The sequence below is a fragment of the Culturomica massiliensis genome, assembly GCF_900091655.1.
Taxonomy (GTDB): domain Bacteria; phylum Bacteroidota; class Bacteroidia; order Bacteroidales; family Marinifilaceae; genus Culturomica; species Culturomica massiliensis.
Genome location: NZ_LT594621.1, coordinates 1038360 through 1054535 on the forward strand (window position 1 = coordinate 1038360; position 16176 = coordinate 1054535).

Annotated in this window: 12 protein-coding genes; 8 read left to right on the forward strand and 4 right to left on the reverse strand. The window is 52.5% G+C overall.

What is annotated here, in order from left to right; genetic code table 11:
* Positions 1–42: 42 nt before the first annotated feature.
* The gene (locus BN8908_RS05510) at positions 43–1116 is read right to left on the reverse strand and encodes an efflux RND transporter periplasmic adaptor subunit (RefSeq protein WP_021988870.1); all 1074 of its coding nucleotides are present in this window, start codon (positions 1114–1116) and stop codon (positions 43–45) included.
* Positions 1117–1255: 139 nt separating this feature from the next.
* Positions 1256–2182 carry a magnesium transporter CorA family protein gene (locus tag BN8908_RS05515; RefSeq protein ID WP_068692134.1) on the reverse strand — a complete coding sequence of 309 codons (927 nt, stop codon included), beginning with the start codon at positions 2180–2182 and terminating at the stop codon, positions 1256–1258.
* 436 nt (positions 2183–2618) lie between these two features.
* Here BN8908_RS05515 and BN8908_RS05520 point away from each other — a divergent pair, with 436 nt between their 5' ends.
* Both BN8908_RS05520 and BN8908_RS05525 read left to right on the forward strand, forming a co-directional pair.
* Positions 2619–3854 carry a site-specific integrase gene (locus tag BN8908_RS05520; protein WP_004291422.1) on the forward strand — a complete coding sequence of 412 codons (1236 nt, stop codon included), beginning with the start codon at positions 2619–2621 and terminating at the stop codon, positions 3852–3854.
* 11 nt (positions 3855–3865) lie between these two features.
* A complete protein-coding gene (locus tag BN8908_RS05525) occupies positions 3866–4228 on the forward strand; it encodes a hypothetical protein (RefSeq protein WP_004291423.1) in 363 nt (120 codons plus the stop codon).
* Positions 4229–4305: 77 nt separating this feature from the next.
* On the opposite strand, the gene BN8908_RS05530 is transcribed toward BN8908_RS05525, so the two are convergent.
* Both BN8908_RS05530 and BN8908_RS05535 read right to left on the reverse strand, forming a co-directional pair.
* Positions 4306–4611 (reverse strand): helix-turn-helix domain-containing protein, encoded by a 306-nt coding sequence (locus BN8908_RS05530; RefSeq protein ID WP_004291424.1) that lies wholly within the window; start codon positions 4609–4611, stop codon positions 4306–4308.
* Positions 4612–4642: 31 nt separating this feature from the next.
* Positions 4643–4942, reverse strand: coding sequence for a helix-turn-helix domain-containing protein (locus tag BN8908_RS05535; protein WP_004291426.1), 300 nt, complete (start codon positions 4940–4942; stop codon positions 4643–4645).
* 138 nt (positions 4943–5080) lie between these two features.
* On the opposite strand from BN8908_RS05535, the gene BN8908_RS05540 reads away from it, so the two are divergent.
* From BN8908_RS05540 to BN8908_RS05565, 6 genes are all read left to right on the forward strand, one after another.
* Entirely contained in the window at positions 5081–5506 is a 426-nt protein-coding gene (locus BN8908_RS05540; protein WP_004291432.1) for a helix-turn-helix domain-containing protein, read from the forward strand.
* Between the two features lie 3 nt (positions 5507–5509).
* Positions 5510–5860, forward strand: a complete 351-nt coding sequence (locus tag BN8908_RS05545; RefSeq protein WP_004291454.1) for a helix-turn-helix domain-containing protein — start codon at positions 5510–5512, stop codon at positions 5858–5860.
* Positions 5861–5880: 20 nt separating this feature from the next.
* Complete coding sequence (locus BN8908_RS05550) at positions 5881–7452, forward strand: DUF3945 domain-containing protein (RefSeq protein WP_004291455.1); 1572 nt, start codon at positions 5881–5883, stop codon at positions 7450–7452.
* A gap of 60 nt (positions 7453–7512) precedes the next feature.
* Complete coding sequence (locus tag BN8908_RS05555; RefSeq protein ID WP_004291456.1) at positions 7513–9600, forward strand: type IA DNA topoisomerase; 2088 nt, start codon at positions 7513–7515, stop codon at positions 9598–9600.
* A gap of 162 nt (positions 9601–9762) precedes the next feature.
* Positions 9763–10215 (forward strand): DUF1896 domain-containing protein, encoded by a 453-nt coding sequence (locus tag BN8908_RS05560; protein WP_004304266.1) that lies wholly within the window; start codon positions 9763–9765, stop codon positions 10213–10215.
* A complete protein-coding gene (locus BN8908_RS05565; protein WP_004291462.1) occupies positions 10205–16021 on the forward strand; it encodes an N-6 DNA methylase in 5817 nt (1938 codons plus the stop codon). The genes BN8908_RS05560 and BN8908_RS05565 overlap by 11 nt, the downstream gene beginning before the upstream one ends.
* The last annotated feature ends 155 nt before the right edge of the window (positions 16022–16176 follow it).

A 16176-nucleotide genomic window follows, 5' to 3' on the forward strand; every position in this document is an offset into this window, starting at 1 on the left:
TTCCAGTTACAAAATTACACCTCTTCTACTCGTTCTCAATTTCTATCTTTTCAGGCTCACAGACACATTCATACCTTCCCGCAACTGCATCAAACCACCTGTTAAGACTGTATCTCCGACTTGAATACCGGAAATCACTTCTACATTTTTCTCGTCACGGCTCTCTGTCTGCACAGGCACACTCGCGGCCTTCCCGTTTTTCACCACCCACATCCGTTTTCCTTCCATTTCCGGTACAACAGCTTCCGTCGGAATAGCGATATATTCATTTTCACCTCCCACCATCAGCGTACCTTTGGCAAACATTCCGGGCATCAATTCGTTTCTCCGGTTATCGTAACGGGCCCTTAATAAAATCATACGGGTCTTGATATCAATCAAAGGATCCACTGCATATACCTGTGCCGCATACAACCTGTCACTACCGGTTACCCGGAAATCGATTCTACGGCCGTTCAAATCCCGGGCCGCATATTTTTCGGAAATCGAAAATTCAAATTTCAGGACAGAATTGTCCACAATCGTGGCAATCTTAGAACTAGGCTGTACATAACTACCTTCACTGACATACCGGAATCCCATCACTCCGTCAAAAGGAGCCCGAATCTCCGTCCGGCTGATTTTTACTTTCAATAATTCGATATCTGCCTCCAGCACATTATAATCCGTCTGTAACTGATCGAAAGCCTCCCGGCTGATGGATTCCCGTTTCAATAAAATACGCTGACGCTCTAACTTCTCACTTAACAACTTACGCTGAAATTCTGCCCGGGACAACTGGGCCTGCAAATCGGCATCGTCTACCTTCAACAACAAATCCCCTTTCCGGACATAACTGCCTTCCTGAAAATAGATACGCCTTACCTTACCGACAATTTCTGCCACCAATTCTACCTCCTCATTCGCTAACATCGTACCCACAACCTGTATACCGTTGGAGGAATGCGAATTTTGGGCAACGACACCTTCCACTGTCAGTACTCCACTTCCTTTACGAGGCACAGCATCCGGTATTTCCGACTTTACCGAAAACCATCCCAGACGAGGAATAAAAATAATTCCCAACACCACCAATACAATAATAATGACTAATCCCCTTTTTATCCGTTTATTCATTTGATTTTCAATTTATTACAAATCGACATACAGAAACAAACCGGCCACAATGTGACCGATTTATTATTGGACAATGAAGATAACACAAAGTTTATCTGCATTTTGTTAATATTTTATTAAAAATCGTCTTTTTTTAACGTCAAAACCAATTTCGTCTTTTCAACCCCAGAAATGCAATTCCGGAAAACAAAACCGAAACACTGAAAATCAAAAGAAAACCATATGTTTTATCAGATAAGGAGTTGGGTACGTTCATGCCGTATAAACTGGCAATTAAAGTCGGTATCATCAGCAATAAAGAAATAGATGTCATGCGCTTCATAATCACATTCAAATTATTGGAAATAACCGAAGCATAAGCATCCATAGTTCCACTGAGAATATCACTGTATATACGCGCCGAATCCAAAGCCTGCCGGAGCTCGATCTCAACATCTTCCACCAGATCCTCATCGAAAAATTTCCGCTGAGAACGCAGATTCTTCAATTTAACCAACAAATTATCATTTCCCCGCATAGACGTTATGAAGAAAACCAGAGATTTTTCGATTTTCAATAAACGTTGTAATTCTTCATTTTCAATAGAGCGTTCCAGTTCTTTTTCCACCTGCCGGCTCTGGTTATTGATTTGCTTCAGGTACTTCAAATACCATACGGAAGAAGACAGAAAAAGCCTGAACAACAAGTCCCAGTTTCCGGTAAACGTCAACCGCTTCCGGTTTACATAGCGTATGAAATCCGGCAACATATCCGTATTAAAATGGCATACCGTCACAAAATAATGTTCTTTCATGATAAACCCTAAAGGCACCGTAACATACGGGATATCATTCCCTTTATGCCGGAACGGTATGCGCAGAATAATCAAAGTCCAGCCGTCTTCTTCCTCTATACGGGGACGCTCATCGGCATCTTCGATATCCGACAAAAAAGATTCGGGAACATTTAATTTTTCGATAAGATACTTGATATCTGCCGGAGTCGGCGCTTCAACATTTATCCAACAATCGGCCTGCCATGCTTCTTTTTCCTGAAAGCCCTGATCTGCCCAAAGGAATCTTCTCATAATAATACCCTCCATTCATTGTGAACAAAGGTCCTGAGAATAAACCTTTGCTCTGGTTAATACTGTTGATGATAATCGTCCATAGTTTTCATTATGAATTTTTCACCGCAAAGTTACTACAAAAAAGTGAAATGCGGAAAGATATAGTGATAGAATTGAGTTACAAGGGTTTTGGTTGAAGTGGCGATAATCCGTGAAGCCATTACAATCCCTGCCGAAGCCAAATCCTGACGCCGCTACGTTACTTGTTCGTAACCATGCCCGAAAATGCGACAAACGGGTACGAATAGCGAAACAAGGCTCTAAGGAATAGTGAGTTATCCATAACTCATGCGAAAAATCAGGTTACGGAAAAAGATTGCGCCGTTCCTCCCCGTTTTGCGTACCAACACCGGACTCTTCACCAACTAATTTTGAAACCCAAAAATTAAGGACAATGAAGAGTACATTTTCAGTAATCTACTACCTCAAGCGTCAGGTAGTGAAAAAGGACGGGACAGTTCCCGTCATGGGACGCATCACGGTGGACGGCAGCCAGACACAGTTCAGCTGCAAACTGACTGTCGATCCGAAACTGTGGGACACCAAAGGTGGACGTGTCACGGGCAGAAGCACGGCGGCACTCGAAACGAACCGTATGCTTGACAAGATGCGGGTACGCATCAACAGGCATTATCAGGAAATCATGGAGCGTGACAACTTCGTCACGGCGGAGAAGGTGAAGAACGCCTTTCTCGGACTGGAACACCGCTACCACACGCTGATGCAGGTGTTCCGCCAGCACAACGAGGACTACGAGAAGCAGGTGGAGGCAGGCATGAAAGCCAAAGGCACGCTGCTGAAGTACCGCACCGTTTACAAGCACATGCAAGAGTTCCTCGACATCCGCTACCATGTGAAGGACATCGCCCTAAAAGAGCTTACCCCGGCTTTCATCTCCGACTTCGAGATGTTCCTGCGCACGGACAAGCACTGCTGCACCAATACCGTGTGGCTGTACGTCTGCCCGTTACGGACGATGGTATTCATCGCCATCAACAACGAGTGGCTGACGCGCGACCCGTTCCGCGAGTATGAAATCAAGAAGGAGGAAACAACACGCAGTTTCCTGACCAAAGATGAGATCCGCCTGCTGATGGAGGGGAAACTGAAAAACGCCAAACAGGAATTGTACCGCGACCTCTACCTGTTCTGCGCCTTCACGGGGCTGTCGTTCGCGGATATGCGCAACCTTACGGAAGAGAATATCCGCACCTACTTCGACGAACACGAGTGGATAAACATCAACCGCCAGAAAACGGGCGTGGTGTCCAACATCCGCCTGCTCGACATCGCCAACCGCATAATCGGCAAATACCGGGGACTGTGCGGGGACGGCAGGATATTTCCCGTTCCGCATTATAACACGTGCCTTGCCGGTATCCGTGCCGTCGCCAAGCGTTGCGGCATCACCAAGCATATCACGTGGCATCAGAGCCGCCACACGGCAGCCACGACGATATTCCTCTCCAACGGTGTTCCCATCGAAACGGTCAGCTCCATGCTCGGACACAAGAGCATAAAGACGACGCAGATTTACGCAAAGATAACCAAAGAGAAGCTCAATCAGGACATGGAGAACCTTGCCGCAAGATTGAACGGCGTCGAGGAATTTGCAGGTTGCACCATCTAAAAAGAAAAGCCATGAAACGTGACACAATCATCATCGAGGACAAGGCAGTCAGCGTAACCGGTAACGACGTGTGGATGACCGCCACCGAAATAGCCGGATTGTTCCATACGACCGTCCCGGCAGTGAACGCCGCCATCAGAGCCGTCCGCAAGTCGGACGTGCTGAACGACTACGAGGTGTGCCGCTACATGCAGCTTGAAAACGGGCTGCACGCGGACGTGTACGCCCTTGAAATCATCATCCCGGTCGCTTTCAGGGTGAATACCTACAACACCCACCTGTTCCGCACATGGCTGGTGGGAAAGGCACTCTCACAAGAGAAACGGCAGACATACGTGATGTTCATACAGAACGGAAAAGCCGGGTATTGCTGATTGCACATACCCCATAAGACAAGTAAACGGGTAGCACCACAAAAGGTGTCACCCGTTTACTTTTTCATGAAACCGCCTCACTCCAGCGGCTTGCGGTAGTTCGCTTCCAGTACCCCGCGCAGCCCCGTTTCCGGGTAAAGCACCTTCCCTCCCAAAAGTATGAAGGGCAACACGCGGTTGTTGCGGTATTCCTGCAAGGTGCGCCGGCTCACACGGAGCAGTTCCGACACCTCGCCGTCCGTCAGGTAACGTTCCCCGTCCAGCGGAGGACGGTAGCTTTCCAGAAATGCGGACAGCCATTTCGAGCCTTTGCGCATATCCTGCACCACAGAGGCTATCGGCTCGTCTTCCATCGTAAAAACATCGTTGTTCTCGTTCATCATAACTTCGGATTCAGTGGGTGAATAAATCAAATCATCTGCCGTGCGGATAGAGCGTGCCGACAAGCGGTATCAGCCGCTTCACCTCCTCTGGCTTGTAATAGAACCTGCGGTTTATCTGCGAGTAGCCGATAAGCCGCCTGTCACGCAGCGTCTGCAACGTGCGCGGGCTTATTCTCAACTGCCCGCAGACCTCCTCGCCCGTGAGCCATCTTTCCATGCGCCCCGTGTCGCTTTTGCGCCTCAGGGCGGCGACCTTCTCCGAGAGTGCGCCGAATGCCGCCACCATCATCTCGAAAGTCTTTTTCTCGATAGATACTATTTCCATATTCATGTCATTTAGAGTTTGCCGCAAAGGTAACGAAACGGCATACAAGACGTATCGTTTTCCGCTGAAAGGCTGCCTGTTGCGCCGTTTGACCGGGTTACGGAGCCATCTTCCGCAAAAATCTTACGTGAGTCACGTAGTGAGTTGTTAAAGCCCCTTTTGTTTATTGCCGAATTTTGTCGCAGAAACAAAAAGAAAGGACTGAACATGAAAGTGATAACAATGGAAAGTTCCGCCTACAAGGAGATGATGGCGCAGATTGCGAACATCGCAGGGTACATCCGCGAGGCAAGGGACGAGAAGAAACGGAAGCGGGAAACCGAAGACAAGCTGCTTGACACGGCACAGGCGGCGAAGATGCTCAACGTGAGCAAGCGCACCATGCAGCGTATGCGCACCGACCACCGTATCGAGTATGTGGTGGTACGCGGAAGCTGCCGCTACCGCCTTTCCGAGATACTGCGGCTATTGGAGGACAACACAGTAAGGAACGAGGAAGGGACAATAGACACCCTGTTCCACAACCACACGCTGCGCACGGGCGGCAAACCAAAAGGAAGGAGGACATAGGTCATGGAACTGCTCACACGAAACAACTTCGAGGGCTGGATGCAGAAGCTGATGGAACGGCTCGACCGTCAGGACGAACTGCTGCTGGCGATGAAGGCTGAGGGGAAACAGCCCACTATCACGGAAAGCATCCGCCTTTTCGACAATCAGGATTTGTGCATGTTGCTCCAGATAAGCAAACGCACCCTCCAACGCTACCGCAGCGTAGGCGCATTGCCCTACAAGACGCTGGGCAAGAAGACCTATTACAGCGAGGAGGACGTGCTGACATTCCTTTCCAACCATATCAAGGACTTCAAAAAGGAAGATATAGCCTTCTACAAGGCTCGTATCCATAATTTCTTTCATAAATAACCCATTAAAACATTTTTCAGATGGCAAAGAAAAAAGACGAAAAGGACGTGCTGGTAGTCCGTGACGAGAAGACAGGCGAGATCAGCGTGGTAGCCGGGCTGAACGCGGACGGCACACCCAAGCGCACCCCCGCAAAAGCGGAGAACGCGCAGAGTTTCCTGCAATTCGACCGACATGGCGACGTGCTGGACAACTTCTTCAAGAACTTCTTCCGGCAGTGCAAGGAACCCAGCCGCTTCGGTTTCTACCGCATTGCGGCAGACCAAGCTGAAAATCTCTTAGAGGTGATGAAGCAACTGCTGAAAGACCCCGAAGCGAACAAGGAGCTGCTCGCCCCTCACAAGGTGGACACCTCCGACTATGAGAAGAAGGTGCAGGAAGAGATGGCAGCACAACAGACAGAGAAACAAGAACCTCAAAAACAGGAGAACATGGAACAACGGAAAGAACAGCAACAGGACAAATCCGAACAGATGCAGGGCAAACGTGGCTACCAGCCCATCGACGAGAGTAAAATCAACTGGCAGGAGCTGGAGGACAGATGGGGCGTAAAGCGGGACAACCTTGAAAAGTCCGGCGACCTTACGAAGATGCTCAACTATGGCAAGTCCGACTTGGTAAAGGTCAAACCGACCTTCGGCGGCGAATCATTCGAGCTGGACGCCCGCCTCTCCTTCAAGAAGGACGGTGAGGGAAACATCAGCCTCGTGCCGCACTTCATCCGCAAGGAGCAGAAGCTGGATGAGTACAAGGAACACAAATTCTCCGACAATGACCGGAAGAACCTCCGCGAAACGGGCAATCTCGGTAGGGTCGTGGACATTGTGGACAGGGAAACGGGCGAGATCATCCCCTCCTACATCAGCATCGACCGCAAGACGAATGAAATCACGGACATTCCGGCAAGCAGGGTGCGCATCCCGGAGCGCATCGGCAAGACGGAAATCACCACGCAGGAGCGGGACATGCTCCGCGCCGGACTGCCCGTACGCGACAAGCTCATCGAGCGCAACGACGGCAGAAAGTTCGTCACCACCCTGCAAGTGAACGTGGAGCAGCGCGGCGTGGAGTTCGTGCCGGGAACCGGCAAGTCGCCCCGTACCGCACAGACACAGGAAACCAAAGGCGACACATCGAAAAGTCAGGCGCAGGGCGGGGAAAATGCCGCACAGACCAAGAAGGAGCAACGCCGCAACACGTGGACGAACGAGGACGGCAGCATCCGCCCCATCAGCAAATGGAGCGGCGTGAGCTTCACCGACCAGCAGAAAGCCGACTATGTGGCGGGTAAAGCCGTGAAGCTGGAGAACGTGACCGACAAGCAGGGCTTCCATGCCACGATGTATATCAAGTTCAACCCGGAGAAGGGACGCCCGTACCGCTACGACACGAACCCTGACAATGCACAGCAGGTTGCTCCGTCCAACGAGAGCCGCACGCAGGTGGCGGTGAACAACGATGGCAAGACCAACGAGGCTACAAAGAATCTGAGAGAGCCGTTGCAGAAAGGTCAGACCAACCCGAAGGACGCCCGCCAGCAACAGCAGCAGGAGAAGCCGCAGAAGAAAACGGGCAAGGGCATGAAAATGTAATCCCGTGTCCGCCACTGAATCCAAAATAAAATCCAAAGTATCAACAAAAAAGAAGAAGACATGAAGACAATCATTGCAGAAAAGCCCTCCGTGGCACGTGAAATCGCCCGCATCGTGGGCGCGACAAAGAGAGAGGAAGGATATTTCGAGGGAGGCGGTTATGCCGTGACATGGGCATTCGGACACCTCGTTCAGCTTGCCATGCCCGACGGCTACGGCGTGCGCGGATTTGTCCGTGACAACCTCCCGATTATTCCCGACACATTCACGCTCGTCCCCCGTCAGGTCAGGACGGAGAAAGGTTACAAGCCCGACAGCGGCGTGGTGTCGCAGATAAAAGTCATCAAAAGACTGTTCGACACAAGCGAACATATCATCGTGGCGACCGATGCCGGACGCGAGGGAGAGCTTATCTTCCGCTACCTCTACCACTATACGGGTTGCACCACTCCTTTCGTGCGCCTGTGGATCAGCTCTCTCACCGACAAAGCTATCCGCGAGGGACTGCGGAAACTCGAAGACGGCAGCAAATACGACAACCTCTACCTCGCCGCCAAAGCGCGGAGCGAATCCGACTGGCTCGTGGGCATCAACGGCACACAGGCGTTATCCATCGCCGCCGGACACGGCACGTATTCCGTGGGGCGGGTGCAGACACCAACGTTGGCTATGGTATGTGAACGCTACTGGGAGAACCGCCGCTTTACGTCCGAAGCATTCTGGCAGCTCCATATCGCAACGGACGGTTGCGACGGCGAAGTCGTGAAATTCTCATCCTCCGAGAAATGGAAAGAGAAAGAACCGGCGATGGAACTATATAATAAGGTAAAGGCGGCAGGTTGCGCCACTGTCACGAAAGCCGAGCGCAAGGAGAAGACGGAGGAAACTCCCTTGCTCTACGACCTGACCACGCTCCAGAAAGAAGCCAACGCCAAGCACGGCTTCACGGCGGAACAGACGCTTGAAATCGCGCAGAAACTCTACGAAAAGAAGTTGATAACCTATCCGAGAACGGGAAGCCGCTACATCCCCGAAGACGTGTTTGCCGAAATTCCCAAACTGCTCGCTTTCATCGGCACACAGCCCGAATGGAAAGACAAGGTGCGGGCAAAAGCCGCCCCGACACGCCGCAGCGTGGACGACGGCAAGGTGACAGACCACCATGCCCTGCTCGTCACGGGTGAGAAACCGCTCTTCCTCTCCAAAGAGGACAATACCATCTATCAGATGATTGCCGGGCGCATGGTCGAGGCATTCTCTGAGAAATGCGTCAAGGATGTGACCACTGTCACGGCGGAATGTGCCGGAGTGGAGTTTACCGTAAAAGGCAGCGTCGTGAAGCAAACCGGATGGCGTGCCGTCTATGGCGAGGAAAAAGAGGAAATTACCATCCCCGGCTGGCAGGAAGGCGACACGCTGACACCGAAAGGCTCGTCCATTACCGAAGGAAAGACCAAACCCAAGCCGCTGCATACCGAAGCCACCCTGCTCTCGGCAATGGAAACGGCGGGCAAGGAAATTGAGGACGACGCACTGCGGCAGGCGATGAAGGACTGTGGCATCGGTACTCCCGCCACACGCGCCTCCATCATCGAAACGCTTTTCAAGCGCGGTTACATGGAACGCTGCAAGAAGTCGCTTGTTCCCACCGAAAAAGGACTTGCCCTCAATTCCGTCGTCAAGACGATGCGCATCGCCGATGTTGCCATGACGGGCGAATGGGAAAAGGAGCTGGCGCGTATCGAGCGCGGGGAACTGTCCGACGACACCTTCCGCAAGGAGATAGAGGCGTACACACGTGAGATAACCTCCGAACTGATCTCGTGCGACAAGCTCTTCGGCAGCCGTGACTCCGGCTGCGCGTGTCCCAAGTGTGGCACGGGCAGGATGCGGTTCTACGGCAAGGTGGTACGCTGCGACAACACGGAGTGCGGACTGCCCGTGTTCCGGCTGAAAGCGGGACGCACCCTGTCCGACGATGAAATCAAAGACCTGCTCACCGAAGGGCATACCAAGCTGCTCAAAGGGTTCAAGAGCAAACAGGGCAAGAGTTTCGATGCTGTTGTCGCCTTTGACGGGGAATATAACACGACTTTTGTGTTCCCGGAGGCTAAAAAGGACAAGAAATTTTCAGGACGGAAGAAATAGTATTAACTTTGCCACTTGTTCAGAGTAATGAATTGTTCTTCGATACCGGATTACACTCATACTTTGGATTTAGTGGTGGCACTCGGAGGGATACCGAGTGCCTTTTTCTTCCTTTTTCCAACCGATTATCCCGTTAATTATCAATCCGCTAAATCCAAAGTAATGAACAACAAGAAGAAAAACGAGGGTCAGACCGACTTTTCCTATTACGGTCTGTACCTGCTGGACTATCTCCGCACGAACAAGTTTGAACAGGCTGACGACACCGCTTTCATACGGGAACGGGCCGACCGTGCCGCCGAAACGTATGAGAGGGCACGGCTTGAAGGCTATCCCGCCGATGGTGCGCAGGAACTGGCGATGGACACGCTGCTGCGCGGGCTGCATTATTCCCGTTACGCCATCCTCCGCGAAGTCGTGGAAAACGAGTTTGCCGATGAAGTGCCGGAAGAGAAGCGTGAAGCCTTTGTCCTGAAACTGCTGCCGCTTGTCGGCAACGTGTTCTCCGTCTATGACCTCTCGGATGACAATTTCGCCCTGTCTTCCGATTACGACCTGCTCTACACGGAGCTGACGGGAGCAACCGTCCTTTACTTAGACGAATATGGCGTTTAACCGCAAACAGAAACTGCGGGACAACATCGAGGCGATACGGACGGCATTCATCCTTGACAGGGAAAATAGGACAGCGACAACCGAAGAGCGTGCCATACTTCAAAGGTACTGCGGTTTCGGCGGTCTGAAATGTATCCTCAACCCTGCAAAGGAACTGACGGATGCCGTCCGGTGGGCGAAATCCGACCTCGAACTGTTCGCCCCGACGGTGGAGCTGCACAGGCTTATCCGTGAGAACAGCAAGGACGAAACAGAGTACAAGCGGTTTGTGGATTCGCTGAAAGCGTCCGTGCTGACCGCTTTCTACACCCCCAAAGAGATAACCGACACCATCGCGGACGTGCTGGCAGATTACAGCGTCCGCCCCGCCCGTATGCTCGAACCGTCGGCAGGTGTCGGCGTGTTCGTGGATTCCATGCTGCGGCACAGCCCCAATGCGGATGTGATGGCTTTCGAGAAGGATCTGCTCACGGGTACAATCTTGAGGCATCTCTATCCCGACCAGAAAATGCGCACCTGCGGTTTTGAGAAAATCGAAAGACCGTTCAACAATTATTTCGACTTGGCGGTGTCCAACATTCCGTTCGGTGACATTGCCGTGTTCGACGCGGAGTTTCAGCGGAGCGACTCTTTCGGCAGACGCTCCGCCCAGAAAACCATCCACAACTATTTCTTTCTCAAAGGACTGGATGCCGTGCGTGACGGCGGTATCGTGGCGTTCATCACCTCGCAAGGGGTATTGAATAGCACCAAGACCTCCGTGCGTAACGAGCTGTTCAGTCAGGCCAATCTGGTATCCGCGATACGCCTGCCCAACAACCTGTTCACGGACAACGCGGGCACGGAGGTGGGCAGTGACCTGATTGTCCTGCAAAAGAACCTCAGCAAGAAGGAAATGTCGCAGGACGAGCGGCTGATGACCGTGATACAGACGGACACGAAAACCGCCCTGACCGACAACGCCTATTTCATCCACCACCCGGAACGCATCGTGCATACGATGGCGAAACTTGACACAGACCCCTACGGGAAGCCCGCTATGGTTTATCTGCACGAGGGCAAGGCAGCAGGCATCGCCGGGGATTTGCGCCGTATGCTCGACGAGGATTTCCATTACAGGCTTGCCATGCGCTTGTATTCGGGTTCAATCCGGCAGGCAGGAACGGAAGAAAAAGTTGCCGTTCAAAATAAAGTAGAGCGTCCTGCCATAAAATTGGAAACAGTATCCTCGGCGCAGACGGTGGAAACTCCGACAGAAAAGCCGCAACCCGCAGATGAAAAGCCGGAGATAGAACCGCGCCCGCAATATTCCGCAGGCGTGCAGCTCACCCTGCTTGACCTCTGGGGGATGACGGAAGAGGTCAGCCAACCGAAAACCTCCAAAAAGAAAAAGACGGTGAAAAAGGCAGTTACGGCAAAGTCCACTCCGCCCAAACCGAAAGTCACGGTTACACCGACAGCTCCAACTGCAAAACCCGCAATGGAGAATAAGGAGGTGAAAGCGGAGAACACCGCCAAGCCTGCCGACCCGGACGACATCTATGCCACACTGGACTGGGATACCAATCCTCCCATCAACGGTTTCTATGAAATGATGATGGGTTTGACGCCGGAGCGTAGGAAAGAACTTCGGGAACTGGCAAGGCAGCATAACGAGAAACAAGTGGCGGAAAAGACGGAAGTGAAAGCCGTGCCGGAAACTTCCCGTGAGCAGCCACGACAGGAGGAAACACAGCCGGAGGCAGTCGCCGCACCTGCCGTTACAGATACCCCATCGGAAGCGGTGGGGACTTTCCTTTTCCCCGACATCGAAGCGGAAAAGCCGAAGGAGGAAGTCGTGGACCTTTCTCCGCGTGCCTACCACCGCACGCCGGAGATGCACCTGCGCGAAGGGTCGCTGGTGGCTGACCGGGGGCGTCATAACATCGGCTACCTGAAAGACATCACGCCATACGGGGCGACATTCCAGCCGCTCGACCTGAAAGGATACCAGAAGGAAAAGGCGTTGTTGTATGTGTCGCTGCGTGACGCCTACGAGCGTCTGTACCGTTATGAATCGCTCCGGCGCGAGGCAAATGTTCCGTGGCGAGAGCATCTGAATACCTGTTACGATGAGTTTGTCATGCGCTACGGCAACCTCAACGCCAAGCAGAACGTGAAGTTAGTGATGATGGATGCGGGCGGGCGCGACATCCTTTCGCTGGAACGGATGGAAAACGGAAAGTTCGTCAAGGCGGACATCTTCGAGCATCCTGTTTCCTTCGCGGTGGAGAGCCATGCCAACGTAGGCTCTCCCGAAGAAGCCCTGTCTGCGTCGCTCAACAAATATGGTACGGTCAATCTCGACTATATGCGGGAGATAACCGACAGCACGGCGGAGGATTTGCTCACTGCCCTGCAAGGGCGCATCTACTACAATCCGCTCGTGACCGGTTACGAAATCAAAGACCGTTTCATCGCCGGAAATGTCATAGAGAAAGCGGAACGCATAGAGGCATGGATGGGTGACAATCCCGAAAATGAGCGTATGCCGGAGGTGAAGCAGGCGTTGGAGGCTCTGAAAGATGCCGAGCCGCAGCGCATCGCCTTCGAGGATCTGGACTTCAATTTCGGGGAACGCTGGATTCCGACGGGTGTCTATGCCGCCTACATGAGCCGGCTGTTCGACACGGAGGTGAAAATCGCCTATTCCGCAAGCATGGACGAGTTTTCGGTGGTGTGCGGCTACCGCACCATGAAAATCACGGACGAGTTTCTGGTGAAGGGGTATTACCGGAACTATGACGGTATGCACCTCCTAAAACACGCCCTGCACAACACCTGCCCTGACATGATGAAGTCCATCGGCAAGGACGAGCATGGCAACGACATCAAGATGCGCGACAGCGAGGGAATACAACTCGCCAACGCCAAGATTGACGAGATACGAAACGGCTTCTCCGAATGGCTCGAAGAGCAGTCGCCGCAGTTCAAGGAGCGGCTTGTGACGATGTATAACCGCAAGTTCAACTGTTTCGTGCGCCCGCGCTACGACGGCTCCCATCAGACCTTTCCCGACCTCAACCTGAAAGGGCTGGCAAGCCGGGGTATCAAGAGCGTCTATCCCTCACAGATGGATTGCGTCTGGATGTTGAAACAGAACGGCGGCGGAATTTGCGACCACGAGGTGGGAACCGGTAAGACGCTGATAATGTGCATCGCCGCGCATGAGATGAAGCGTCTGAATTTGGCACACAAGCCGATGATTATCGGGCTGAAAGCCAACGTTGCGGAGATTGCAGCCACCTATCAGGCGGCATATCCCAACGCACGTATTCTGTACGCTTCGGAGAAGGACTTTTCGACCGCCAACCGTGTGCGCTTCTTCAATAATATAAAGAACAACGACTACGATTGCGTCATCATGTCGCACGACCAGTTCGGCAAGATACCGCAGTCGCCGGAATTGCAGCAGCGCATCCTGCAAGCAGAGCTTGACACGGTGGAGGAAAACCTCGAAGTGCTACGGCAGCAGGGAAAGAACGTGTCGCGGGCGATGCTGAAAGGATTGGAGAAGCGCAAGCACAACCTTGAAGCGAAGCTGGAGAAGGTGGAACACGCCATAAAGTCACGCACGGACGACGTGGTGGATTTCAAGCAGATGGGCATCGACCACATCTTCATAGATGAGAGCCACCAGTTCAAGAATCTGACTTTCAACACGCGCCACGACCGTGTGGCGGGATTGGGAAACAGCGAGGGAAGCCAGAAGGCACTTAACATGCTCTTTGCCATACGCACCATACAGGAGCGCACAGGAAAAGACTTGGGTGCGACCTTCCTCTCCGGCACGACTATCAGCAACTCACTGACTGAATTGTACCTGCTGTTCAAGTACCTGCGCCCGAAGGAGCTGGAACGGCAGGACATAAGGTGTTTCGACGCTTGGGCGGCGATATTTGCCAAGAAGACGACGGATTTTGAATTTAACGTGACGAACAATGTGGTCCAGAAGGAGCGTTTCCGCTACTTCATCAAAGTGCCGGAGCTTGCCGCCTTCTATAATGAAATCACGGACTACCGCACGGCGGAGGATGTGGGCGTTGACCGTCCTGCCAAGAACGAGATACTGCACCATATACCGCCCACGCCGGAACAGGAGGACTTCATACAGAAACTGATGCAGTTCGCCAAGACGGGCGATGCCACCTTGTTGGGCAGGCTGCCGCTTTCGGAAACGGAAGAAAAGGCGAAGATGCTCATCGCCACGGACTATGCCCGGAAAATGGCACTCGACATGCGCATGATAGACCCGAATTACGAAGATCATCCCGACAACAAAGCGAGTCACTGTGCCAAGATGATCGCGGAGTATTATCAAAAATACGACGCCCAGAAAGGCACGCAGTTCGTTTTCTCTGATTTGGGGACATACCAGCCGGGCGACGGGTGGAACGTCTATTCGGAAATCAAGCGCAAACTGACGGAGGACTACGGTATACCGCCAAGCGAGGTGCGCTTCATTCAGGAGTGCAAGACCGACAAGGCGCGGAAGGCGGTGATAGACGCCATGAACGCCGGGACGGTGCGTGTGCTGTTCGGCTCTACCTCTATGCTCGGAACGGGTGTGAACGCCCAGAAACGGTGTGTGGCTATCCATCATCTCGATACGCCGTGGCGACCGTCCGACTTGCAACAGCGTGACGGACGCGGAGTTAGGGCAGGTAATGAGATTGCCAAACATTTCGCCGGGAACAACGTGGATGTAATCATCTACGCGGTGGAGAAGTCACTGGACAGCTACAAGTTCAACCTCCTGCACTGCAAGCAGACTTTCATAAGCCAGCTCAAAAGCGGTGCGATGGGTGCGCGTACCATCGACGAGGGGGCAATGGACGAAAAATCGGGCATGAATTTCTCGGAATACATGGCGTTGCTCTCCGGCAATACCGACCTGTTGGACAAGGCGAAACTGGAAAAGCGGATCGCATCGCTCGAAGGGGAACGCAAGTCGTTCAACAAGGGCAAGCGTGATTCGGAGTTCAAGCTGGAGTCAAAGACCGGCGAGTTGCGCAACAACACGGCTTTCATAGATGCCATGACGGAGGACTGGAACCGCTTCCTGTCGGTGGTGCAGACCGACAAGGAGGGCAACCGCCTTAATATAATAAAGGTGGACGGAGTGGATTCCGCCGATGAGAAGGTCATCGGAAAGCGTTTGCAGGAGATAGCCAAGAATGCCACGACCGGAGGGTTGTACACGCAGGTCGGTGAACTTTACGGTTTTCCGATAAAGGTGGTGAGCGAAAGGATACTCAAAGAGGGATTGGAGTTCACCGACAACCGCTTCGTGGTCGAGGGGAACTACAAGTACACCTACAACAACGGGCATCTGGCGATGGCTGACCCGTTGGCCGCCGCCCGCAACTTCCTCAACGCGATGGAGAGGATACCCTCCATCATCGACCAGTACAAGGCGAAGAACGAGGTGCTGGAGATGGAGATACCGCAGTTACAGGAGATAGCGGGTAAGGTGTGGAAGAAGGAGGACGAGCTGAAGCAGTTGAAGTCCGAACTTGCCGCCCTTGACCGAAAAATTCAGCTGGAGCTTGCGCCACCCACGCCCGAAGTCGCAGAAAAGGAGAATGAAGGGCAACAGCTCAAGCCGGAAGCGGAAGATGTGAGGAACAGGCAGGCGCAATATCCCGAAAATGCACCGCCGCAGATACGCAGTCCGGCGGATAGTATCGTTGCCAACCATGTCATAATCGGGCGTCCGGGACTGTATGCCAAGGAGGAAACCCGGTCCAAAGGATTGAAAATATAACCTAAGGAATTTTATCTGAAGTATTAATAAGGGCTATCCCAAAAGGTCTAAAAGTAAATTTTATCCTTTCTGCAAGTATCTATAGGATGGCAACTGCATTTTTTTCTTTTTGGGCAGCCCTTATTAAAATTTATTCTTATTTTAGGTTATATACA

Bases quoted from the DNA above. Each gene is read 5' to 3' on its own strand.
- BN8908_RS05530 (WP_004291424.1), bottom strand. From the start codon at position 4,611: ATGATGAACGAGAACAACGATGTTTTTACGATGGAAGACGAGCCGATA.
- BN8908_RS05560 (WP_004304266.1), top strand. From the start codon at position 9,763: ATGAACAACAAGAAGAAAAACGAGGGTCAGACCGACTTTTCCTATTAC.
- BN8908_RS05545 (WP_004291454.1), top strand. From the start codon at position 5,510: ATGGAACTGCTCACACGAAACAACTTCGAGGGCTGGATGCAGAAGCTG.
- BN8908_RS05515 (WP_068692134.1), bottom strand. From the start codon at position 2,182: ATGAGAAGATTCCTTTGGGCAGATCAGGGCTTTCAGGAAAAAGAAGCA.
- BN8908_RS05520 (WP_004291422.1), top strand. From the start codon at position 2,619: ATGAAGAGTACATTTTCAGTAATCTACTACCTCAAGCGTCAGGTAGTG.
- BN8908_RS05525 (WP_004291423.1), top strand. From the start codon at position 3,866: ATGAAACGTGACACAATCATCATCGAGGACAAGGCAGTCAGCGTAACC.
- BN8908_RS05535 (WP_004291426.1), bottom strand. From the start codon at position 4,942: ATGAATATGGAAATAGTATCTATCGAGAAAAAGACTTTCGAGATGATG.
- BN8908_RS05550 (WP_004291455.1), top strand. From the start codon at position 5,881: ATGGCAAAGAAAAAAGACGAAAAGGACGTGCTGGTAGTCCGTGACGAG.
- BN8908_RS05565 (WP_004291462.1), top strand. From the start codon at position 10,205: ATGGCGTTTAACCGCAAACAGAAACTGCGGGACAACATCGAGGCGATA.
- BN8908_RS05555 (WP_004291456.1), top strand. From the start codon at position 7,513: ATGAAGACAATCATTGCAGAAAAGCCCTCCGTGGCACGTGAAATCGCC.
- BN8908_RS05510 (WP_021988870.1), bottom strand. From the start codon at position 1,116: ATGAATAAACGGATAAAAAGGGGATTAGTCATTATTATTGTATTGGTG.